At 68.3% G+C, this 23,289-nt stretch carries 19 protein-coding genes; 9 read left to right on the top strand and 10 right to left on the bottom strand.

What is annotated here, in order from left to right; genetic code table 11:
• Positions 1–168: 168 nt before the first annotated feature.
• Positions 169–828, bottom strand: a complete 660-nt coding sequence (locus tag QMO76_RS28030) for a class I SAM-dependent methyltransferase (RefSeq protein ID WP_306364336.1) — start codon at positions 826–828, stop codon at positions 169–171.
• Between the two features lie 138 nt (positions 829–966).
• Here QMO76_RS28030 and QMO76_RS28025 point away from each other — a divergent pair, with 138 nt between their 5' ends.
• Both QMO76_RS28025 and QMO76_RS28020 read left to right on the top strand, forming a co-directional pair.
• Complete coding sequence (locus QMO76_RS28025; RefSeq protein WP_306364409.1) at positions 967–1,530, top strand: TetR/AcrR family transcriptional regulator; 564 nt, start codon at positions 967–969, stop codon at positions 1,528–1,530.
• A 115-nt stretch (positions 1,531–1,645) separates the two neighbouring features.
• On the top strand, positions 1,646–2,998 hold the full coding sequence (locus QMO76_RS28020) for a cytochrome P450 (protein WP_306364335.1): 1,353 nt from the start codon (positions 1,646–1,648) through the stop codon (positions 2,996–2,998).
• On the opposite strand, the gene QMO76_RS28015 is transcribed toward QMO76_RS28020, so the two are convergent.
• Both QMO76_RS28015 and QMO76_RS28010 read right to left on the bottom strand, forming a co-directional pair.
• The gene (locus tag QMO76_RS28015) at positions 2,999–3,487 is read right to left on the bottom strand and encodes a glutathione peroxidase (protein ID WP_306364334.1); all 489 of its coding nucleotides are present in this window, start codon (positions 3,485–3,487) and stop codon (positions 2,999–3,001) included. It abuts the gene before it with no gap.
• Between the two features lie 47 nt (positions 3,488–3,534).
• Positions 3,535–4,767, bottom strand: a complete 1,233-nt coding sequence (locus QMO76_RS28010) for a cytochrome P450 (protein WP_306364333.1) — start codon at positions 4,765–4,767, stop codon at positions 3,535–3,537.
• Positions 4,768–5,094: 327 nt separating this feature from the next.
• Between QMO76_RS28010 and QMO76_RS28005 the strand changes: the two genes are divergently transcribed.
• Positions 5,095–6,738: a GMC family oxidoreductase gene (locus QMO76_RS28005; protein WP_306364332.1), complete on the top strand. Its 1,644-nt coding sequence runs from the start codon at positions 5,095–5,097 to the stop codon at positions 6,736–6,738.
• Between the two features lie 132 nt (positions 6,739–6,870).
• On the top strand, positions 6,871–7,887 hold the full coding sequence (locus QMO76_RS28000) for a TIGR03617 family F420-dependent LLM class oxidoreductase (RefSeq protein WP_306364408.1): 1,017 nt from the start codon (positions 6,871–6,873) through the stop codon (positions 7,885–7,887).
• On the opposite strand, the gene QMO76_RS27995 is transcribed toward QMO76_RS28000, so the two are convergent.
• Positions 7,874–9,517, bottom strand: a complete 1,644-nt coding sequence (locus tag QMO76_RS27995) for a PKD domain-containing protein (protein WP_306364331.1) — start codon at positions 9,515–9,517, stop codon at positions 7,874–7,876. The two genes, QMO76_RS28000 and QMO76_RS27995, sit on opposite strands and share 14 nt — an antisense overlap.
• A gap of 1,266 nt (positions 9,518–10,783) precedes the next feature.
• Positions 10,784–12,349, bottom strand: coding sequence for an MFS transporter (locus tag QMO76_RS27990; RefSeq protein WP_306364330.1), 1,566 nt, complete (start codon positions 12,347–12,349; stop codon positions 10,784–10,786).
• 156 nt (positions 12,350–12,505) lie between these two features.
• Here QMO76_RS27990 and QMO76_RS27985 point away from each other — a divergent pair, with 156 nt between their 5' ends.
• Complete coding sequence (locus tag QMO76_RS27985) at positions 12,506–13,237, top strand: TetR/AcrR family transcriptional regulator C-terminal domain-containing protein (protein ID WP_306364329.1); 732 nt, start codon at positions 12,506–12,508, stop codon at positions 13,235–13,237.
• Between the two features lie 60 nt (positions 13,238–13,297).
• Here QMO76_RS27985 and QMO76_RS27980 read toward each other — a convergent pair whose 3' ends face one another.
• The 4 genes from QMO76_RS27980 to QMO76_RS27965 all read right to left on the bottom strand — a co-directional run bounded on the left by QMO76_RS27980 (position 13,298) and on the right by QMO76_RS27965 (position 17,683).
• Entirely contained in the window at positions 13,298–14,761 is a 1,464-nt protein-coding gene (locus QMO76_RS27980; RefSeq protein WP_306364328.1) for a catalase, read from the bottom strand.
• A gap of 42 nt (positions 14,762–14,803) precedes the next feature.
• A complete protein-coding gene (locus tag QMO76_RS27975) occupies positions 14,804–15,223 on the bottom strand; it encodes a Fur family transcriptional regulator (RefSeq protein WP_306364327.1) in 420 nt (139 codons plus the stop codon).
• A 122-nt stretch (positions 15,224–15,345) separates the two neighbouring features.
• Positions 15,346–16,350 (bottom strand): lipopolysaccharide assembly protein LapB, encoded by a 1,005-nt coding sequence (locus QMO76_RS27970; protein WP_306364326.1) that lies wholly within the window; start codon positions 16,348–16,350, stop codon positions 15,346–15,348.
• A 16-nt stretch (positions 16,351–16,366) separates the two neighbouring features.
• Complete coding sequence (locus QMO76_RS27965) at positions 16,367–17,683, bottom strand: 26S protease regulatory subunit (RefSeq protein ID WP_306364325.1); 1,317 nt, start codon at positions 17,681–17,683, stop codon at positions 16,367–16,369.
• Between the two features lie 369 nt (positions 17,684–18,052).
• Between QMO76_RS27965 and QMO76_RS27960 the strand changes: the two genes are divergently transcribed.
• Both QMO76_RS27960 and QMO76_RS27955 read left to right on the top strand, forming a co-directional pair.
• On the top strand, positions 18,053–19,294 hold the full coding sequence (locus QMO76_RS27960) for an APC family permease (RefSeq protein WP_306364324.1): 1,242 nt from the start codon (positions 18,053–18,055) through the stop codon (positions 19,292–19,294).
• A gap of 48 nt (positions 19,295–19,342) precedes the next feature.
• A complete protein-coding gene (locus QMO76_RS27955) occupies positions 19,343–20,707 on the top strand; it encodes a serine hydrolase (protein WP_306364323.1) in 1,365 nt (454 codons plus the stop codon).
• Here QMO76_RS27955 and QMO76_RS27950 read toward each other — a convergent pair.
• The gene (locus tag QMO76_RS27950) at positions 20,704–21,936 is read right to left on the bottom strand and encodes a helix-turn-helix domain-containing protein (protein ID WP_306364322.1); all 1,233 of its coding nucleotides are present in this window, start codon (positions 21,934–21,936) and stop codon (positions 20,704–20,706) included. The genes QMO76_RS27955 and QMO76_RS27950 overlap by 4 nt on opposite strands.
• 270 nt (positions 21,937–22,206) lie before the next feature.
• Here QMO76_RS27950 and QMO76_RS27945 point away from each other — a divergent pair, with 270 nt between their 5' ends.
• Both QMO76_RS27945 and QMO76_RS27940 read left to right on the top strand, forming a co-directional pair.
• Positions 22,207–22,419, top strand: coding sequence for a hypothetical protein (locus QMO76_RS27945; RefSeq protein WP_306364321.1), 213 nt, complete (start codon positions 22,207–22,209; stop codon positions 22,417–22,419).
• 174 nt (positions 22,420–22,593) lie between these two features.
• Positions 22,594–23,274: a YoaK family protein gene (locus QMO76_RS27940; protein ID WP_306364407.1), complete on the top strand. Its 681-nt coding sequence runs from the start codon at positions 22,594–22,596 to the stop codon at positions 23,272–23,274.
• The last annotated feature ends 15 nt before the right edge of the window (positions 23,275–23,289 follow it).

Raw genomic sequence — 23,289 nt, 5'->3', positions numbered from 1 at the left:
CGACCGACACGTGCCACCGCACCGGGCGCGGAGCGCATGACGCGCATGCCCGCCGGGGCCTACGGCGATTCGTGCCCAGAACGCGTCAGACGCACTCCCGGCATACTGGGGTTCCGGGGGTGCGAGCGGCCCGAACGGCACGGCGGGGTCGCTCGCGTGCGGTCCCGCTCAGTTGCAGGCGGCGGTGCGCTGGAGGACGCGCAGCGAGCCGGTCGCCGAGAGTTCGCGGAACTTCCCGGAGTCCAGCGCGCGGCGGTAGATGTGGAAGGGCGCCCGGCCGCCGTCGGCGGGATCGGGGAAGACGTCGTGGATGGCGAGCAGACCGCCGCCCGCCACCCAGTGCGCCCAGTTGTCGTAGTCCCGCTGTGCGGCTTCCTCGGTGTGACCGCCGTCGATGAACAGCAGGCGCACGGGGGTGCGCCAGATACGGGCGGCGGCGGTGGAGGAACCGAGGATGCCGACCACGGTGTCGGTGAGCCCGGCGCGCACCATGGTGCGGCGGAACGCGGTCACGGTGTCGAAGACGCCGGTCTCGGGGTCGACGAGGCCGGTGTCGTGGTACTCCCAGCCGGGCTGGTGCTCCTCGGAGCCGCGGTGGTGGTCCACCGTGTAGACGGTCGCCCCGGTTTCCCGGGCGGCCGCGCCGAGATAGATCGCGGATTTCCCGCAGTAGGTGCCGATCTCGACGACGACGCCGTCACCGGCATGGTCGCGCGCGGCGTCGTAGAGGGCGCGACCCTCCTCCGGCGGCATGAATCCGGTGGCCTGTTCGGCGAGTGCGAACAATTCGGCGGTGGCGGCGGAAATCCCCGCGGCGGCCTGTGTCATGAAATCCTTGCCTGCCTCATCCAAAACGGTTCCGGGGCACCCGCATCGGTACCCCGCGAACATCGTGCGAGTTGCTCGGGGAGCCGAGCCATAGTAGCATCCAGACACGTGTCTGATTCCCTTTCCGCCCGTCCGGTGGTGAGCATGGAGGCCACCCGCCGCCGCCTCACCGAGAAGCAGGCCGACACCGTCGACAAGCTCACCCGGGCGGCGATGGAGGTGCTGGCGCGCGAGGGTTTCGCGGGCCTCACGGTGCGCATGGTGGCCGCGGCCGCCGGAGTCGGAACCGCCACCGCCTACACCTATTTCTCCTCCAAGGAACACCTGGTCGCGGAGCTGTTCTGGCGGCGACTGGCCGCCACCGAGCCGCCGGCCGAGACCGATGCCGCCCCCACCGCGCGGGTGATCGCGGTGCTGCGCCAGATCGCCGTGCTGGTGGCCGACGAACCGGCGTTGGCCGGCGCGGTGACCAGCGCTCTGCTCGGCACCGATCCCGATGTGGCCCATCTGCGGCTGCGCATCGGCACCGAGATCCGCAATCGACTCGTGAACGCCCTGGGCTCCGAGGCCGATCCGGAAATCGTCGAGACGCTGGAATCGCTCTATGCCGGTGCGCTGGTACGCGCCGGAATGGGTTATGCGTCCTATATCGAAATCGCCGATCAGTTGGAAAAGTCGGCTCGGCTCGTACTGCCGAACTGAATTCTCGCGCCGAGCTTTCGAAATGGCACCGAATTCGGCGGGATCCCTTGCCGTGCAACGCCTTCCGTAGTACCGTCCAGACAGGTGTCCAACGCCAGTACTGTGGGAGGTTCCGATGACTCTGGTGCGACCGCGACAGGTCTCCGGCGGTGAACACGAACACGGCCATCTCGAGGAGTTCCGCACCGATCCCATCGCCCTCATGCGCCGGGTCCGCACGGAATGCGGCGATATCGGCTCCTTCCGGCTCGCCGACAAGGATGTGATCCTGCTGTCCGGCGCGCAGGCCAACGAGTTCTTCTTCCGCGCCGGCGACGACGAGCTCGATCAAGCCGCCGCCTACCCGTTCATGAAGCCCATCTTCGGCGAGGGCGTGGTGTTCGACGCACCGCCGGAGCGACGCAAGGAGATGCTGCACAATTCGGCCCTGCGCGCCGAGCAGATGCGCGGCCACGCCAGCACCATTGCCCGCGAGGTGGACCGCATGGTCGCGCGCTGGGGCGACGAGGGCGAGATCGATCTGCTCGAGTTCTTCGCCGAGCTGACCATTTACACCTCCTCGGCCTGCCTGATCGGCGTGAAGTTCCGCGAGGAGCTCGACGCCCGCTTCGCCCGGCTCTACCACGAGCTGGAACAGGGCACCGACGCCTACTGTTACGTGGACCCCTACGCTCCCATCGACAGCTTCCGCCGCCGCGACGAGGCCCGCCACCAGCTGGTGAAGCTGGTGCGCCACATCATGGCCGGGCGGATGGCGAATCCGCCGGAGGGCAAAGCGGACCGGGACATGCTGGATGTGCTGGTGTCGGTGCGCGACGAGCAGGGGCAACCGCGCTTCTCGGCCAGCGAGATCACCGGCATCTTCATCTCCATGATGTTCGCCGGGCACCACACCACCTCGGGCACGGCGGCGTGGACGATCATCGAGCTGCTCCGCAATCCCGAGGTGCTCGACAGCGTGGTGGCCGAGCTGGACACCCTCTACGCCGACGGCCAGGACGTGAGTTTCCATGCGCTGCGCCAGATTCCACGCTTGGAGGCGGCGCTGAAGGAGACGCTGCGGCTGCATCCGCCGCTCATCATCCTGATGCGGGTCGCCCGTGACGAATTCGAGGTGTGCGGCCACGGCATCGCGCCGGGCGACCTGGTGGCCGCGACACCCGCTGTCTCCAACCGCATCCCGGAGGACTTCCCGGAGCCGGACCGCTTCGATCCGAACCGCTATCTGGATCCGAACCAGGAGGATCTCGCCAATCGCTGGACCTGGATCCCGTTCGGGGCGGGCAGGCACCGCTGTGTCGGCGCGGCGTTCGCGCTCATGCAGCTGAAGGCGATCTTCTCGATCCTGTTGCGGGACTGGGAATTCGAGCTCGCACAGCCGTCGGACAGCTACCGCAACGACCACTCCAAGATGGTGGTGCAGCTGGAGCAGCCCTGCGCCGTGCGCTACCGACGACGGCGAGCCTGATCAGAGCGCGGCCTCGATCGCGCCGGTGACGGCGGCGTCGGTCGGCTCGGTGCGCGGGCGGATGCGGCCAAGCACCTTGCCGTCCCGCCCGATCAGGAACTTCTCGAAATTCCACTGGATATCCCCGGCCGCACCCTCGGCATCGGGGGTCTGGGTCAGCTCCGCGTACAGCGGGTGGCGGCCCTCGCCGTTGACCTCCAGCTTCTCCAGCAGCGGGAAGTCCACGCCGTAGTTCGTGGCGCAGAAGGTCTGGATCTCCTCGGCACTGCCGGGCTCCTGCCCCATGAACTGATTGCAGGGCGCGCCGACCACGGTGAAGCCGCGCGGACCGTAGGTCTGCTGCAACTCCACCAGGCCCGCGTACTGCGGGGTCAGGCCGCACTTGGAGGCCACGTTCACCAGCAGCACCACCTTGTCTCCGGCCAGGTCGGCCAGGGTGGTGGGTTCGTCGGACAGGGTGCGCAGCGGAATCTCACGTAGGTCGGTCATGGGCACCGATCCTAGAACGAGTTCGTGACCGGTGCCCGACCGCCGGACTACGCGTAGCGAACCGGCCAGTGTTTGATGCCGTTGATCCACCCGGACCGCAGCCGCTGCGGCGCGGCGACCTCGCTCAGATTCGGCATGGCGTCGGCGATGGCGTTGAACATGAGATCGATTTCGAGCCGCGCCAGATTGGCCCCGACACAGAAATGCGTTCCGGTTCCGCCGAATCCGACATGCGGATTGGGATCACGCAGCACATCGAATCGGAAGGGGTCGCCGAAGGCTTCCTCGTCGAAGTTCGCGGAGCTGTAGAACAATCCGACCCGATCGCCCGCCCGGATGCGCTGCCCGCCGATTTCGGTATCGCGGGTGGCGGTGCGCTGGAAAGCGGTCACGGGCGTCGCCCAGCGCACGATCTCGTCGGGCGCGGTGCGCGGCCGCCGCTCCCGATACAGCTCCCATTGATCGGGATTGTCCACGAAGGCTTTCATGCCGTGGGTGATGGCATTGCGCGTGGTCTCGTTGCCCGCGACGGCCAGCAGAATCACGAAGAATCCGAATTCGTCGGATCCCAGCGCCTCGCCGTCGACATCGGCGTTCACCAGCTGGCTCACGATGTCGTCGACCGGGCAGGCCCGGCGCTGTTCGGCCATATTCCAGGCGTAGCCCAGGATCTCGGCGGAGGCGGCGTTGGAGTCGCCGCCGTATTCCGGATCGTCGTAGTTCAGCGTCTCATTGGTCCAGGTGAACAGCTTGTGCCGGTCGTCCTGGGGTACGCCGAGCAGTTCGGCGATGGCTTGCAGCGGGAGTTCGCAGGCGACCTGTTCGACGAAGTCGCCGCCGCCGGTTTCCTTGGCGGCGGCCACGATTCGGTGCGCGCGCTCGGTGAGCGCCGCCCGCAATCCCTCCACGGCACGCGGGGTGAATCCCTTGGAGACAATCCGCCTGATCTTGGTGTGTTTGGGCGGATCCATATTGACCAGCAGGGCATTACGGGTCAGATCCATCTGCTCGGGCGTGCTGTCACCCGGTATGCGGATGATCGCGCCCTTCTCGTTCGAGGAGAACAGATCGGGGTGGCGGGAAATCTCCTTGACGTCTTCCAGGCGGCTGATCACCCAGTAGCCGCCGTCGCCGAAGGGGGCCGCCTGTTCGGGCGTCTGCGCATTCCACCAGACCGGTGCGGTGCGCCGGAGCGCGGCGAATTCTTCGACCGGACTTCGGTCCGCCCAGAGTGCGGGATCGGTGAAATCGAATCCGGTCGGTATCGACGGAACAGCCATTGTTCCTCCTGCGGCCTGTCGCCGCCACGATGCGAAAATGGAACAAGTTCTACACCAGATTGAACCATGCGACCCGGCCGCGGGCCAGGGGTCGCGGCCACCGATTTCACCGCGGTGCACATCGACCCGCCCAGCTATCCGCCGGCACCGGTCGTGAAACCCGTTCCCATCCTGTCACATCATGGGCATCCATCCCACTGAGTGAGAACGAGCCGGACTGCCCGCACATAAGTTGATCTATGAATCTGGACAAGTTCCGCCGGGTGTGCTGAGACTAGAACTTGTTCTACAGTGATCAGAGGCACACTCGAGGATGAGGTAACGAAAATGACCGCTTCTCCGCGCTCCGCGGACGCCGCAACCGAAGCCGACTACGTCGTCGTAGGCGCGGGCAGCGCCGGCGCGGTGGTCGCAGGCCGCCTCGCCGAGGCCGGGGCGAGCGTGATCCTGTTGGAAGCGGGGCGCAAGGACGACACCCGGTTGGTCACCAGCCCCGGCATGATCACCATGGTGCACACCGTGCCGCAGCTGAAGCAGCGCGTGGTGTGGAAGCAGTACTCGGTACCGCAGAAGCACGCCAACGAGCGCAAGATCCCCATGACGCGCGGCAAGGTGCTCGGCGGTTCCAGCTCCGTGAACGGCATGCTCTTCGTGCGCGGCAACCGCGCCAACTACGACTCCTGGGCCGCCGAGGGCAATACCGGCTGGAGCTACGACGAGGTGCTGCCCGCCTACAAGCGGCTGGAGAACTGGGAAGAAGGCGCGTCCGACGTACGCGGCGCGGGCGGCCCCATCGAGGTCACCCGGCAGCAGGACCTCACCCCGATCACCCAGGAGTTCATGATCGCAGCCTCCGAGACCCTCGGCGCGCCGATCATCGAGGACTACAACGGGAAATCGCAGGAAGGCATCTCGATCTTCCAGCAGAGCGTGCGAAACGGTCTGCGCTACAGCTCCTCCCGCGGCTTCATCACCGACCGGCCGAACCCGAACCTGACCGTGGTCACCCACGCGCACGTCACCCGCGTGGTCATCGAGAACGGCCGCGCCACCGGCGTCGAGGTCGCCGACAAGAAGGGTGCGCGCCGGGTCGTCCGGGCCGCCAAGGAGGTCGTGGTCTCCGGCGGCGTGGTCGGCTCGCCGCAGATCCTCATGCTCTCCGGCATCGGCCCGGCCGGGCACCTGCGCGACCTCGGCATCGACGTGCACGCGGACCTGCCGGTCGGGCAGAACCTGCACGACCACCTGTTCGTACCCATGACCTACATCTCCAAGAAGGCCATCCACCGCGGCATCCCCACCTATTTCGCGCGCGGCATCCTGCGCGAGATGCGCCGTCCGGGCAGTTCGTGGATGGGCCGCACGGTGTTCGAGGCGGTCGGCTTCGTCAAGACCGCATTCGCCGAGGGCGACTACCCGGATATGCAGATCCACACCCTGCCGTGGTCCTACCCGGTCCCCAACCAGGACGAGGACAAGCTGCACATGGTGGACCGGCGGCCGGGCCTGACCATCTTCCCCAGCCTCATCTACCCGAAGAGCCGCGGCGAACTGCGGCTGGCCTCCGCCGATCCGTACGCCTCCCCGCTCATCGACCCGGGCTACCTCACCGATTCCCGGGATACCGAATTCCTCGTCGAGGGCATCCGCATCATCCGGGAGATCATGGCGCACAAGGCGATCGCCGGTGACGTCATCGAGGAGCTCGCGCCCGGCCCCGACCTCATGGACGAGAGCGCGCTGCGGGCGGAACTGCCCAACCGCATCCACTCGATCTATCACCCGGTCGGCACCTGCCGGATGGGCGTGGACGAGCGCGCGGTGGTGGACCCGACGCTGAAGGTGAACGGCATCGAGGGCCTGCGCGTCGCCGACGCCTCCATCATGCCCAGCATCACCGGCGGCAACACCAACGCACCCAGCTACATGATCGGCGAGAAGGCCGCGGAGTTCATCACCGCCGACATGTAGGACGACGAGACCCGGTACCGCGCTGTTGTGCTTCCCTGCCGGCGCGGTGCCGCCCCACCCCTTCCGGGACCGGTTGCACCCTCGTCGGTCCCGGGAGGGGTGCGTGGAATAAGCGAGGAGATACCGGTGGGATTGCCGATCGACGTGTGGCTGGGCGGTTCCGCCCTGGAGGCGGGCACCCGGGCCGCGCAGCTGCGCGCACTGGGCGTGGACGGCGTCTTCACCTTCGAGGGTCCGAACGATGTGTTCTTCCCGCTGGTCGCCGCGACCCGGGTGCCCGAGCTCGCGCTCATGACCAATGTCGCGATGGCGTTCCCGCGCAGTCCCGTTCACCTCGCGCACGCCGCCTACGATCTACAGCTGTTGTCCGACGGGCGATTCCGGCTCGGGCTGGGCAGCCAGATCCGGACTCACATCGAGAAGCGCTACGGCAGCACGTGGTCGCGGCCGGTGGAGCGGATGCGCGACAGTGTGCTGGCGGTCAAGGCCATTCTGCGATCCTGGCAGACCGGGGAGCGGCTCGACCATCGCGGACCGTTCTGGCAGCACACGCTCATGCCGCCGCAGTTCTCCCCGGGACCGAATCCGTGCGGGGTGCCGCCGGTGCTGGTCGGCGCGCTGGGGCCGCGGATGACCGAGATGGCCGCGCAGGTGGCCGACGGCGTGCTCGTCATGCCGTTCAACAGCGCTCGGCACTACCGGGAGCGGACGCTGCCCGCCGTGGCCGAGGGCCTCGACGGGTCCGAGCGTCCCTTCGAGATCATCGCCGAAGCCATCGTGGCCATGGGCACCACGGACGCGGAGATCGAGACCGCGCGGCGGGCGGTGCGGAATCTGCTGGCCTTCTACGGTTCCACCCCGGCGTATCGACCGGTCCTCGAGGTGGAGGGGCGGGCCGAGTTGCAGCCCGAACTCAATCTGCTGTCCAAACAGGGACGCTGGCAGGAGATGGCCGCGCGCATCGACGACGACCTCGTCGACGCCATCACCGTCAGCGGCACTCCAGCCGCGTGCGCGGCCGCCATCCGAGAGCGGTTCGGGGACACCATCTCCCGGGTGTGCTGCTACTTCCCGGGCTATCCGGTCACCGATGCCGCCATCGCCGAACTGGCGGCCGCGCTGCGCGACGGAGCCGTCAGCCGATCATGATGGACGCACCCGCCTCGTACATGGTGCGGTTGCCCTCCACATCGGTCACCACCAGCCGAGCCCGATGGGGTCCGCGGCCGGTGTAGGTGTGCGAGACCGTCGGCGCGGTGGTGGTGACGTGGATGCCGTCCCCGAAATACCAGTCGTACTCGCGGGCGGCGCTACCCGCCGCCGCGGCGTCGAAATGCACCGTCTGCCCGACCGGCCCGGACTCGTGGGAGACCGTGAAGCCCTCCCCCGCCGGCCCGCCCCCGCCGAACCACTCCCGCATGCGCGGATTCAACAGGAACGCCTCGGCGTACTCCCGCGCCCCTTCCACGTCGGGCGTCCCCAGTACCGGGATACGGCACTGCGGGGCCTCGTGATCGGACTCCGGACAGGTCAGCGCCCGCAGCGTGACCGACTCGTCGCCGAAGGGGTTCAGCCATAGTCGACTCGTGCCGCCGGGCACCCCGGTGCGCGCCACCAGTCCGTCCGCGGCCACCGCGAAATCGACTCCGGCGGCGGCATTGGCCTCACGCGCCGCCCGCTCGAAAGCGTCCGCGGACAATCGCACGAACTCCGACCAGCGGGGCAGATCGTCCGGCGGCAGTTCGGCGTCGAAGCCGTGCAAGTAGTTGGACACCAGCACTTTCGGCGCGCCCGGCAGCCCGTGCGCGCGTTCCAGGGCGGCGCGCATGCCGCGGCCGCCGTAGCCGAGCTTGGCGCCGCTGTAATAGGGCACGTCGGCGGCCGGATTCGCCGGATCCGCACCCTCGCCGCCGCATTCGCGGCGCACGGCGCTCACCAGGTCGGCGCTGCCCGGGGTGACACCGAGCGGAATGCCGTAGAAGGGGTCGAGATCGTTGACACAGCCGTTCACCAGCACCAGGTCCACCCGGTAGCCGCCCGCCGCCGCCTCCGACGCGGCGCGCTCCAACTGGCAGAACACATCCGGCACGCGTTCGTCGAGCGGCACCGACTCCATCGCGACTTCGCCGTACACCTCCCGCGCGTAATGCTGGTCGAGACAGCCCGCGTCGTCATTGCCCGCGGGCACGGTCGGTGCGTCGAGGACCGCGCCGGACACCGAGTAGTCGTGCAGCTCGACGGCGCGGCCGGTCCGCGCGCCCAGGGTTTCGGCGGTCAGGTGGGCGAACTTGTGTTCCAGGTCGAGCACCTGACCCCAGGTGACCGCGTCGCCGACCGAGACCACGTGCAGCGCATCGCATTCCCGGACCGGATGCAGCGGCCACGGGATGCCGAACTCGGTGACCGCGCCGCCGGGGAGGTGGGCGCGGGCATCCACCCGCAGCGGCCCGGAGGCGGGGAGTTCGTGCCGGGCGATCTCGAACGGAATGGTCAGCACCTCGCCGTCCACGCGCGCGGTACCGCCGCGCAGCAGCCGGTCACCGGCGCGCACCCGCCATTCGATATCGGCCCGGAGCGGGATGCCGGGCGGGTACCAGACCGACGTGGTGCCCCGGAGCGGGCCGTCGCACAGGCCGCCCGGGGTGGTGCTGACATCGATGACCACGGGGTAGTCGGTGATCACCTCGCCCTGCGCCGGTGCGGATCCGGCCGCGACGGCCAGGACCGGGACGGCGAACGGCAGCACGGGGTGCCACCACCGCGATCGCCACAACTTCAACAGGTCCTCCTCGGGTGCGCATACGAAAGGGCATCGGCGGCATGTGAAATGCCGCCGATGCTGAAATAGGAAGTTCTCCGAGCGAATTCGCCGCGCACGATACCCAATCCGGCTGCGCCAGCTCGCTACCAACTCGCTACCAATCGGCACACGCCGAGCAGCAGACGAAGACACGCCGCGACCCGCCGGAATCGGCGTTTCGCGCGCCACGCCGTACGTGCGTGTCCAGAACGTATCTACCTGCGTTTCTGCTACACAGATGCCATGCACGCGAGGAATCCGACGCTCACCACACTTGCCTTCACCCTGACCTGCCGGGCGCGGAACCCCAGTGCACCGCTATCCGACAGCTACACACCGACGCCGCATCGCTCCCCGAGCCGGACCGCGGTGCCGGGGGCCACGCCGGTGCTGTTGGGGCCCAGCCGTTTCCAGGCTGCAAGATCTTGTTAAGGGGGTGCCAAGCCGAGCGCGACATCGTATGTCTCATACCGGAACACCCGGTACCACCCCGGAACACCGAAAGGGACACACGATGATCGCGCAGCCGCCCGACGACGGCGCCGCGGTCTGCCATTGAGCCACCACCGGGGGTGGGAGCCGGGGCACGACCCGTCCACGAGGGGTGTCGGGTCGTGCCCGGGCAACACGAACCACCACTGTCGGTCGGACCCGTCCACGAGGGGTGTCGGGTCCGGCGCCGCGGTGGCAGGAAGACCGGGGGGATGCCCGGAAGGCTCGGCCGCGGGGAGGCGGCGGGCAGGACGGGCACAGCGGGAGCCGACGGGCTCGGGCACGGGGAGGTGCCGAGCCCGACGGCCCCACGGGGGGCACCCGCCCAGGTCGTCTCGGGGAGGAGCGACGGCGGCGGGTCGGGGTGGGAACGCGGGACTCGGCCACGAGGGGTGTCGGGTTTCGCGGGCGGAGGGTAGAGCCCGCCGGGCCGATCGGGTCCGGCGGGCTCTTTCGTGTATCACGATCCGGTCGCCGCACGATCTTGATTCATGGATGGCCTGGTCGGCCGCCGGTGCCTGGGGGCATCATGGAAACAAGTGCGGCAAGAAAAGTGGGAGCGATATGGAAACCGTGGTCGTCTTCGTTCTGGCCACCCTGATCTATTGGTTCGGGTTGCTGCGCTGAGGCATCCGCGCCACAGCGACCAGCGCGTCCGCGATCTGCTCGCAGAACGCGGCCGCGCCCTCGTCGCCGTGTGTCAGCACGCGAATCACCGTCGCCCCTGACCACGCCCTCCGTACTCGTTCGGCGCTACCCGGAGGTCGCCAACTCCTCCTCGCCATCAGCCGACGCATCCGCGCGTACGGATGATGCGGGCGGAACCCCCTCTCCCGCGGCGGCTTTCGCACCACGCATCAGGAAGAAGGCGATGACCGTCGCGGCCAGGACGCTGGCAGCGCCGCCGAGGAAGGTGGCGGACATGGCGGTGGTGAAGGCGTCCTTGGCCGCCGTGATCAGCATGCTGTCGCCGCTGGTCAGGGCCGGAGCGATGCTTTCGCGCGCGGCGCTGGGAGCCGTGGCGGGCATCCCCTCGGCGTAGGTACCGGCCAGCACCGCGCCCAGTACCGCCACGCCCAGCGCGCCACCGGTCTGCTGGATGGTGTCGTTCAGCGCGGAGCCGACACCCGCCCGCTCCGGCGGGATCGCGCTCATCAGCGCGCCGATGGCGGCGGGCATGGCCAGACCGGCGCCGGCGCCGACCAAGGTCATCGCCAGGGCGGGCTTCCAGAATCCGGAGTCGGTGGTGAGCAGCGACAGCACCACGAAACCGCCTGCCAGCACGGTCATTCCGACCAGCATCACCGAGCGCACACCGACCTTCCCGACCAGGCCCGCGCCGACGCCGTTGCACACCAGCGCCATCAGGGCGAACGGCGTGAAGGCGAGCGCCGTGCGCATCGGCGAGTAGTCCAGCACGAATTGCAGGTACTGGGTGAGCACCAGCAACAGGCCGCCATTGGCGAAGGTGACCAGCACCAGCGAGAAGCTGGAGCCGGTGAACACCCGGTTGCGGAACAGCTGCAACGGCACCATCGGATGCTCCGCCTTCAGCTCCCGCACCACGAACGCCGCCAGACCGGCCACCGCGATCAGCAGTGCGCCCCAAGTGCCTTCGATCCCCGCTGTCGGCCATTCGATGATCGTCCACACCAGCGCGGTGGTGCCGACGATCGACAGCACCATGCCCGACAGGTCCGGCTTGGTCCACGGCCCCTTCGACTCCGGCATGAGCGCCAGCGCCGCGACGATGGCGACGACGGCGATCGGCACGTTCAGCACGAACACCGAACCCCACCAGAAGTGCTCCAGCAGTAGGCCGCCCACGATCGGGCCGCCGACCATGCCGACCATGGCCACCGCACTCCAGGACGCGATGGCCTTCGGCCGCTCCTGCTCGTCGAACACGGTGATCAGGATGGACAGCGTGCTCGGCATGATCAGCGCGCCGCCGATACCCATCAGCACCCGGCCCGCGATCAGCAGTTCCGGGGTGTCGGCATAGGCGGCCAGCACCGAAGCCGCGCCGAAGATCACCAGACCCACCAGCATGACGAGCCGTCGCCCGAAGCGGTCGGAGAGGCTGCCCGAGGTGAGCAGCAGACCGGCGAACACCAGGATGTAGGCGTCGATGATCCATTGGATGTCCTGGGCGGTCGCGCCCAGTTCGGTGGAGATCTGCGGGATGGCGACATTCAGCACCATATTGTCGATCACCAGCACCAGGGAGCTCAGGCAGAGCACCACCAGAATCCACCAACGTTTCGGATTTCTCTGGTGCACTTCGGTATTCACCGCCGCACCGGCTATGTCACGCATCTCGTACCCCTCTTCGAACTCATTCGCCGTACACTGTTCGGCGCTAGCGAACACTGTACGGTCGAACGAACAGTGTTCGCAAGGGGGACATTGTTCGGACCATCGAACAGCGTTCCAACAGCGGTTATGCTGACCGCGGACCGAAGAGGAGAGGCAATGACAGCGAAGGCTGAGCAGTTTCCGACCGTATGGACGCGCCCGCACCGCACCCGACGCGACACCCCGGCGCTGAACCGGGAGCAGATCGTCGCGGAGGCCATCGCACTGCTGGACAGCGAGGGCCTGGACGCGCTCAGCATGCGGAAACTCGGCACCCGACTCCATGCCGGGGCCACCTCGCTCTACACCCATGTGGCGAACAAGGAGGAACTGCTCGAACTCGTCGTGGACGAGATCTTCGGTGAGATATGGCTGCCCGAGCGGTGCGAGGCGGAGCACTGGCGCGCCGATATCATGAGGTTCAGCCGGAGCATGCGCGCCACCATGCTGCGGCACGTGTGGATGCCCGCCGTGCTGAGTACGGCCGGACTGGTCTACCTCGGCCCCAATGTGATGCGGATGACCGACGGACTACTCGGCATTCTCGAGACGGCCGGATTCGACGCAACCACCTCCGACCGCGCCACCAACGCCCTCTTCGCGTACCTGGTCGGGGCAACCACCACCGAGACCGCCATGATCACCACGGTCACCCGCAGCGGGCTGGGCGAACAGGAGTGGATGGAACAGATCATGATCGCCTCGGAGCGGATGAGCGAGCCGTACCCGCGCCTGCACCGCAGCTACGCCCGGCACCGGGAGCTGGATTCGGCGCGCAGTCGCGACGAGTTCTTCGACACCGAACTCGAGCTGATCATCGACGGACTCGAGGCGCGCCGCGGCCGGTGACCGCGGCCCGGACAGACGGCTGCCCCCGGCCGGAAGGGCCGGGGGCAGCACGTATTTCGCTCAGTGACCGTTGAGCCCGGCGCGCACGCCCTCCTCGATGCGCTTGCCGAGATCGCTGTCCACGTTCTTCCAGTACTCGAAGACCCGGCTCAGCACCGGCTCCTGAACGCCGCCCAGCACGTGGCCGACCACATTGGCCACCAGGCGATCTCGCGCGGCGTCGTCGAGCACCTCACGGACCAGGGTGCCCGCCTGGGTGAAGTCGCCGTCCTCGGCGTGCTGCACGTAGCCCGCGCGCACCGCGGTCGGCTCGAAGGTCCACAGGCCCTCGTCACCGGCCCGCTCCGGGTCGGCATGCGGGCCGCCGAACGAATTCGGCGCGTACACCGGCACATCCGCCGGGTTGTAGTCGTAGCGCATCGGGCCCTCCTTGGAGTAGGAGTTCACCTCGGCGGCCTTGGCGCGGTTGGGCGGCAGCTGCGCGTAGTTGGCGCCGATGCGGTAGCGGTGCGCGTCGGCGTAGGCGAAGACGCGGCCCAACAGCATCTTGTCCGGCGAGAAGCCGATGCCCGGAACCACATTCGACGGTTCGAAGGCGGACTGCTCGATCTCGACGTGGAAGTTGCCGGGATTGCGGTTGAGCGTCCACTTGCCGACCTCGATGAGCGGGTAGTCCCGCTGCGACCACACCTTGGTCAGGTCGAACGGGTTGAAGCGGTAGCCCTCGGCCTCGTCCACCGGCATGACCTGGACCTTCACCGTCCAGCTCGGGAACTCGCCGCGCTCGATGGCGTCCCACAGATCGCGGCGGTGGAAGTCGGCGTCCTCCCCGGCGATGCGGTCGGCCTCGGCCTGGGTCAGGAATTCGATGCCCTGGTCGGTCTTGAAGTGGTACTTCACCCAGAAGCGCTCGCCCTGGGCATTGACCCACTGGTAGGTGTGCGAACCGAAGCCGTCCATGTGACGGTAAGTCTTCGGAATGCCGCGGTCGCCCATCAGCCAGGTGACCTGGTGCGCGGTCTCCGGGCGCAGGGTCCAGAAGTCCCACTGCATATTGTGATCGCGAAGTCCGCTGCCCGGCAGGCGCTTCTGCGAGCGGATGAAGTCGGGGAACTTGATCGGATCCTTGATGAAGAAGATCGGCGTGTTGTTGCCGACGATGTCGTAGTTGCCGTCCTCGGTGTAGAACTTCACCGCGAACCCGCGCGGATCGCGCCAGGTGTCGGGGCTGCCCTGCTCACCGGCGACGGTGGAGAACCGCACCAGCGACTCGGTGCGCGCACCCGGCTGGAACAGCTTGGCCTTGGTGTATCGGCTGACGTCACCGGTGATCACCAGTTCACCGAACGCACCCGCGCCCTTGGCATGCACGATCCGCTCCGGCACCCGCTCGCGGTTGAACTGGGCCAGCTTCTCGATCAGGTAGTGGTCGTGCAGCAGGATCGGGCCCTGCGTACCCGCGGTGAGCGATTCGTTGTCGCTGGCGACCGGGATACCGGTGTTGGTCGTGGTCGGCTTGGTCATTCGACGTCTCCTCGGCTGTGCTGCCTCGGGCTGCGAGGCAACTTATGGACGACAGGCCGGGCACAGCCCCCAGAAGACGACCTCGGCCTCATCGATGGCGAAGCCGTGGGTCGAGGCTGGTTCCAAACAGGGGGCTGCGCCCACGGCACAGTCGACATCCACGACCGTGCCGCAACTCCTGCACACCAGATGGTGGTGGTTGTCGCCGGTGCGGGCCTCGTACAGCGCCGACGAGCCCGCCGGTTCGATCCGCCGCAACAGCCCGGCCCCCACGCACGCCCTGAGTACGTCGTACACAGCCTGCGTGGACACCGACCCGAGCCGTTCCCGCACCGTGGCGGCCACGGAATCCGCATCCGAATGCGGCGCCGCGACCACCGCGTCCAACACCGCGACCCGCGGGGCGGTAACCCGCAGGCCGACTTCGCGCAAACGCTCCCGCGCGTCGTACCCGGTGTGCATGAACCCAGTCTCCCTCTAATCTGGAATAAGTCAAGAAAATATTCTTGAGTGTTTCCAGAAAAGCATATGCCTCAGGTAGACAGCCCTGCCGCCGGTCGGGTGCGCCCCGATAGGCGGAGTTCTCAGCGTGCAGGCGGGAGGAAGACGGGCGGCCGGTACGTGGGGAAGGTCGGCGGCCGTGGCAGATAGGTCGGCGGCATAGGCGGGAGGTACCCAGGGTGCCGACTGTAGGTGGTGGTGGGGGTACGGGTGGGCGACTCATGCGAGCCGCCCTCGTTCGACACCACGGCTATCACGCCGCGAATCGCCAGGAAGACGATAAGGACGGCGACCCACCGCGCCCAGCGAGGCGAACGCGTCGACTCCGGTACCGCCGCACCGGACTCGGCGGGCTCGGCGACCGTCCGCCGGGCACGCCGCCGGACGGAATGGGCATCCGCCAGCTCGGCGAGTCGAGCGCGCACGACGTCGGCGCGGCTCGGGTCCAGACGCGCGACCTCCTGCAGCCGTCGGGTAGCCGCCCTGTAGTGGCCGCGCTCCGCGTCGACCATGGCCAGGCTGTACAGCGCGCCGCCGTTCTCCGGATCGAGACGCAGCACCTCACGCAGGTCCGCCTCGGCGCGTCCGAGATCGGCGAGGCGCAGACGCGAGACCGAGGCCCGCACCAGCAAGGTGTTGATGTGGTGTGGATCGAGTTCCAGCGCGCGCTCGAAGGCCGCCATGGCGCCGTGGTCGTCCTGTTCGGCGTCGACCAGCACCAATCCGTGGGTGTAGTGGCATTCCGGATCCCAGGGATCGAGCTCCACGGCCGAACGCGCCGCGCCCACCGCTCGGGACAGCAGTTCGTGGCGCTCCGACGAACCGTCCGGTGACCGCAACCCGAGGGAGAGATACGCCAGCGCCGTTACCCGCAGCAGGAAGGGGTTCTCGGGTGCCAGCGCCAAGGCCGACGCCGCGTGGTCGAGCGCCCGCTCGAGGTCGTCGAGTTCGTAGTCGACGGCAGCGAGCAACTCGAGCGCATCCACATTGTCGGGCTCACCGCCGATCACCGTGGCCAGCAGGGCCCGCGCCTGTTCCGGGCGGTTCAGCTGGGCGAGGACCCGCGCCCGCTCGATATCGGTGTGCATATCTCCGGGCCGTCGCTCAGCGCGGTCTCGACTCCCTCATGTACCGGGCCAACTCGTCGTAGGTTCCATCGGTATTGGCGAACTCCACGACATTGCGGGCGGATTCGAACCAGGAGCCCGCGCTGGGCCGGATCTGGGCGAGTGCCTGCTCGATGTCCGCCATGCGCACCGGGCGGACGGTGCCGGTGCGAATCGCGTCCGCCATGGCGAGCTGGGTGGCCGAGGTGCAGATGTGGGCGAGGTCGGCGCCTGAGAACCCCTCGGTGCGGTTCGCGATGGCGGCCAGGTCGATACCCGCCACCGGCCGGTCCTTCAGATGGTGCCGCACGATCGACACGCGGGCCTGTGGATCGGGCAGCGCCACCAGGATCATGCGGTCGAAGCGGCCGGGCCGGCGCAGGGCGACATCGATATCCCAGGGGTGATTGGTCGCGCCGAGGACGTAGACGCCGTCATTGTCGTTGGTGGCCGAATCCAGCTCGGTGAGCAGCTGATTCACCACGGTGCGCATGGTCGCCGAACCCGACATCTGACTGCGCTTGTGCCCGAGGGCGTCCACCTCGTCGAAGAACAGGACGCAGGGGGCGTTGCGGCGGGCCACCTCGAAGATGCCGTGCAGATTGCGTTCGCTCGCCCCGGTGTAGATATCCAGGATGTCGGCGATCTCGACCGGATAGAAGTTCGCGCCCAGCTCCCCGGCGACCGCGTTGGCGAGGAAGGTCTTGCCACAGCCGGGCGGACCGTACAACAGCAGGCCGCCGCGGGCACTGGTGCCGAAGGCCTTGGCCAGCTCCGGATTTCGCAGCGGACCCAGTAGGGAGAGCTCGAGCTGGCGCTTGACATCGTCCATGCCGCCCACATCGGCCAGCGTGACCCTGGACCGTTCGAACAAGCCGACATCTCCGGCGGCCGCGAGCACCGGTTCACCGCTGTCGACGAAGGCGGGCGCGATGATGTCGTCGACCTCGAGTTCGGCCGCCGCCCAGTCGAAACCCGCCGGGTGCGAGGCCTGCCGATGCCGATCGGCATCGGACTCCACCTCTCCCGCCGTCGCCGCGGCGGGGTGCACCGGCGACGCGGCTGTGGTCTCGGTCCGCTGTGAGTCGGGGCGCTGCGCGGACGTGCCGGCCAGCGCTGCGGTGCAGTGCTGCAGCAGCTCCAGCACCTGCGTGTTACCCGGATCCTGCTCCAGCGCGGCGGCGCAATGGGTGAGCGCGTCGGGATAGCGCCGCCGGTCGGCCAGCAGTTGGATGACCCGCACGCGCAACGGCAGCAGATCGGGGCTGCCGTCGAGCACGGACAGCAGTTCGGCGAGCACCGGATCGTCGGTCACAATCCCCCCAGGAGCAGCGCGGGCGATCAGCCCGATGAGTCGTACCCGCCGAATGCTAGACGGTCACACCGACAGGGAACCATCGGGTTTCGGTTGCGCACATCACATCTCGATCGGCGGAATAGAGTGCGCACCCTCGCCGTTGTGAACCACTGTCGGCGTCCGGACAGCCCCGGGCCGCACCCTTCGTCGCTGCGAGCGACCACCCGCCGAGAGGCGCTTGTGGGACGTCGACACCCCTTCGCAGTCATGCTGCGAGAGCTGCGCCGCCAGGAAATCCCCCGACTGGCGGCGCTTCGCATGTCCGGGACCGATGGCCCGTGCGCGGGTCGAGTCGCGCGGGCAGGGCGGGGCGGCGACCATGTGGGCATGGCGAATCAGGACGGTGCGCTGCATCGGAGGCTCGGGCTGAGCGATTCGGTGGTGATCGGGCTCGGGTCGATGGTGGGGGCGGGGATATTCGCGGCCCTGGCCCCGGCGGCCGCCGCGGCGGGATCGTGGCTGCTGCTCGCGCTCGGGGTGGCGGCGGTGGTCGCGTACTGCAACGCCACGTCGTCGGCGCGGCTGGCGGCGCTGTATCCGGTGTCGGGGGGCACCTATGTGTACGGCCGGGAGCGGCTGGGGCCGTTCTGGGGATATCTGGCCGGGTGGGGATTCGTGGTCGGGAAGACGGCGTCCTGCGCGGCCATGGCGCTGACGGTCGGGGCCTACGCGTGGCCGGAGCACGCACGGGTGGTGGCCGTGGCGGCCGTGGTCGCGATCACCGCGATCAACTATGTGGGCGTGCGGAAGTCGGCGCTGGCGACGCGGCTCATCGTGGCCGCGGTGCTGGCGGTGCTGGCGGCCGTGGTCGGGGTGTGCCTGTTCGGCGAGCACGGCGGCGCGGCCCGGCTGGACGGCGAGATCGGGGCGCGCGGCGTGCTCGAGGCCGCGGGTCTGCTGTTCTTCGCCTTCGCCGGATACGCGCGCATCGCCACCCTCGGTGAGGAGGTGCGGGAGCCGCGCCGGACCATCCCCCGCGCCGTCGGGCTAGCGCTCGGGCTGACGCTCGCGGTGTACGCGCTCGTCGCGGTGGCGGTGCTGCTGGTGCTCGGGTCGAAAGGGCTGGCGGAGCACGCCGATCCGCTGGCGCGGACCGTCGGCGCGGCGGGGGTTCCGGAACTCGCCCCGGTGGTGCGGGCGGGCGCGGTGATCGCGGCGGCCGGATCGCTGCTCGCGCTGGTGCTCGGCGTCTCCCGGACCACCCTGGCCATGGCCCGCGATCGGCACCTGCCGGGGGCACTGGCGGCGGTGCATCCGCGCTACGGGGTTCCGCACCGGGCCGAGCTGGCGGTCGGCGTGGTGGTGGCGATGGTGGCCGCGAGTTTCGACATCCGGGCCGCCATCGGGTTCTCCTCATTCGCGGTGCTGGTCTACTACCTGATCGCCAATGTCTCGGCCGCCACCCTCACGGCCGCGGAAAACCGTCCGCCCCGGGCGATTCCGGTGCTGGGCGCGATCGGCTGCGTGGTGGTCGGGCTGTCGCTGCCGACGAGTTCGGTGCTCACCGGCGCGGCCGTGCTGGCGGCGGGCGCGGGGGTGTACGCGATTCGCCGATTCGCCCGGCGGTGACCGGTATTTCTACCGCTGCCCAGGGGGCTTGACAGATAGCCTGTGCACATGGTGCGCAGGGGGCTCGCGACGGTCACGGCACTCTTACTCACGGCGGGATCGCTGGTCGGCGGCACCGCGCGGGCCGAACCCGGCCCCGACCCGCGGGCCAGCGCCGCGTGCGCCATGCCGTCGGGACGCGAATTCGAACGCGCCCGACCGGAATCCACCGGTGTGGACTCCGCCCGGCTCGCCGACGCCCTCGCCTTCGCCGCCACCCGCAATCGGCTCAACGTCCAGGTCTTCCGGCACAACTGCCTGATCGGCGAGGGACCGACCAACGACCGGACCGGCACCACCGCCTGGAACGTCTGGAGCATCACCAAGAGCGTGGTCTCACTGCTCGCCGGAATCGCTTGGGATCGGGGCAGACTCGACATCCAAGCGCCCATCGACCGCTATCTGCCGCCCGGGCTCGGCAGCGCGAAGCACCGCTCCCTCACGGTGGAGCACCTGCTCACCGAATCCTCCGGGCTGCGCATCGGCGTCGTCACCGAGGGGCTCACCGGCGTCATCCCCATCGACCCGAACAGCGCGGTGCAGGCATTGGGCGTCCCGTTCGACTACGAGCCGGGCACCCGGTTCGTCTACAGCCAGCGCAATGTCGACCTGCTGGCGTATGTGATCGAACTGGCGGTCGGTGAACCTTTGCAGCGCTTCGCCCAGCGGGAACTGTTCGATCCGCTCGGCATTCCGCCGACCGACTACTACTGGGCGCGCGACCGTTCCGGAAACACCTACGGGTACGCGCATCTCATGATTCCGCCGAACGATCTGGCCCGCATCGGCATGATGGTGGCCGCGGGCGGCGACTGGGGCGGGCGGCGCATCGTGTCGGATGCGTACCTGCGACAGGCGATCACGCCGTCGGCGACCAGTTCCTGTTACGGCTATCTGTTCTGGCTCGGTCCGGGTTGCGCGGAAAATCCGGAATTCCTCCCGGACGACGTGTATTCCATGTCCGGACTCGGACTACAACATGTCTACATCGTGCCCAGCCTGGATCTCATGGTGGTGTGGACCGGCGTCTTCGGCACCCACACCGACCGGGGGGTCGGCGGAATTCTGCAGTACGGCGTGGAGGTGCCGCACGAATTCTTCCGGCGGCTGCTACGGGGGTTCCGGGACAGCCGGATCCCCGACCCGGGGCGCTACGTGGAGCCGCCCCTGCGCCTGGACCCGCGCCGGTACTTCGACGGCGATATCGCACTCGCCATCCTCGGCCTCGGACCGGCCGCCTATCCGGGCTGCAATGTGCTGTCCTGCTTGAACATTCCGCTCGCGCCGCCCTTCGCCGACGCACCACCGGGCTGCCTGATCGTGGCATGCCTCGGCCCCGACCCACGCACTCCGGGCATACGGGCCGGGAACTAGGGGGTCACCGCGGCGCGCCCGGCCAACTCCCGCAATTCCTCCGACGGTCGGCGACCCGCGAACTGCAGCAGATCGCGCATCACCTCCCGGGCTCGATGATGGGTGTGTACGAGTTCGGGCGTCAGCCGTTCGGCCGTCAGCAGGGCTTCCAGCGCCTGATGCGCCTGCCGCCGCTGCGCGTGCGCCCGCGCCACGTCCACCAGGAAACGCGCTTGTCGTTCCGGGGTGAGGATGGAGGCGTTCACGGCCCGCGCGATATCGAGGGCTTCACCGGCATCGCCCAATTCGACGGCCACCGCCACCGCGTGCACGGCGACACTGGTCGGCCCGAATTCGGTGTCGAAGTCGTTGCGGTCGTCTCCGATCCGCAGGGCCGCCCCGCGTGCGGCGGCCAGCCCCGCCCGCGACTGTGCGCGGTTGCCCTCCGTCGCCGCGATCACCGCCAGCATGAGCTGGAGCGATCCGTAGAGCGACAATATCTCCGGTGTACTCCGCTGATCGTCGTCCACCAGCGGTTCCAGTGCCGCCACGGAGGTCCGCGCGGCCTGCGCGGCCTGCTCGAACCGCTGTAGCCGCAGGAACGCCTGTGCCATTCGGTAGGTTCCGGCCACCACGCTGAGCGGATCGCCGGAGCGCTCGGCCGCGGCCAGCGCCCGATCGGCCGCCACCCACGCGGCGTCGACCTCCTCCTGCCTAGTGAATGCCGTTGCCGCCGCCTGATAGGCGCGCGACAGCAGGCCCAGCACCTCCCGCCGCGTCGCCGCGACGCGTGCCGCCTGCTCCAGATCCGGAATGAGCTCCAGCAGACTGCTGCCCACTTCGACGAGCCGTGACTCGTGTGCCAGCTGCCAGGCCAGATCGACGCGTTCGGCCAGCTGCGGAACCTCGACCGGCTCGCGACCGGTCTCGTCGCCGAACAGCCGGTCCAGCGCCGGATGGCCGGTGAGCATGAGTCGCAGCTGTTCGAAGACCGCTGAACCCACGCGTTCGCCGCCCGCGCGATCGGTCGACAACGGTTCGGCCGCTTCCGGCCGCAGATCTCGGACCGCGACTCCGAGAACATCGGCGAGTCGTTGCAGTACCGACAGTCGCTCGACCGGCAGTACATCGCGCTCTACCTGCGACACCCAGCTTTCCGACCGCCTGATGGCGGCGCCCAGCTCTTTCTGCGATAGCCCTCTACGCCGGCGCAACTCCGCTACCCGTGCCCCAAGGGTACTTTCGGCCACCGGGTCAAACTCCTTCTACCTGATGGGCTTTCCCGGCGATCACCGCCAGAGGATCGATGTGTGCGCCCGGCAGATCCCGCAGCGCCTCCGTAACGAATCCATGCTCACTCCTTCCGATCGGATCTGCCGACAAGGATTGCAGACCGGGCGAGCTTACGGCGCACAGTATGGAACATGGATTTTTCTTATTGCACCGCAATTTTTCTGTGTTTAACGTCATAGGTGGGAGCTGTCGATCGACAGGGACGATACGGACGTCAAGAGGTGAGCATGCCCGGCGAACTGTGGTTCTTCCTACTCGGACTCGGAATCGGTGGTGCCGCAATGTGGTTCGCGGCCTGCGCGGTGACGACCACCAAGTATTCCGGCTTCGGCGAGGGACCGACGGTACAGAACATCACCGCCCGCCTGGAGCGCGAGGGAGTCCTCTCGGCGCGCACCGCGAAAGGAAACTCTCCGGCACATCGGGCATCGCCCAGATGACCGAATTCTCCGATTCACATTCACCCCCACTCACCCACCGATTGATAGCAACTTGCTAGCAATGCAGCCTGGCGACAGCTGATTCTCAGGATGCATCGGTAAGACTGGTAGCGCTCACATCCCCCGGAAGGAGCTCTACCTGTGCCGGAAACGGATGACAGCCCCTACGCGGGCATGTTCGACGCGGAAGCACGGCTGTCCTGGGTGCTCGCGGCCATGGCCGGTGTCATCGGTGCGGCGGCACTCCTGCACACCGAGGGCTACTTCGTCACCTTCATGACCGGCAACTCCGAGCGCGCCGTCGTGAACTGGTTCGACGGGCGCAGTTCCATGGCGTTGGCCGCCGTCCTGCTCATCGTCAGTTTCGTGGCCGGAGTATTCGTGGCGTCCTGGTGCCGACGGCACTTCTGGCACCAGCATCCGCACGGGCCGACACTGCTCACCACGGCGAGCCTCGCCATCGCCACGGTCATCGACTACTGCACGGAGACACCCGCCGGAGCGCCGGACATCGAACTGGTGCCGATCCTGTTCGTGGCCTTCGGCACCGGGGCGCTGAACACCTCGTTCGTGAAGAACGGGGAGGTGTCGGTGCCGATCACCTACTTCACCGGTGCCCTGGTGAAAATGGGGCAGGGGCTCGAACGCCACCTCGCGGGCGCTACCACCGCCGCCGCCTGGCTGGGCCACTTCCTGATCTGGTCGTCATTCCTGCTGGGCGGGCTCATCGGCGGACTCATGAACATGGTCACCGACGGCCTCGGGCTCCTGCTGCTGGCGACCATCGTCTGCCTGATCACCACCGTCTACACCTACCTGCACCTGGACCGGCACGGCCCACTGGCGACGGAGTGAATGTGGAGCCTAGCT

Source organism: Nocardia sp. CC227C (assembly GCF_030767025.1).
In the GTDB taxonomy this organism is placed as follows: Bacteria; Actinomycetota; Actinomycetes; order Mycobacteriales; family Mycobacteriaceae; genus Nocardia.
This window is presented reverse-complemented; position numbering and strand designations above follow the sequence as displayed.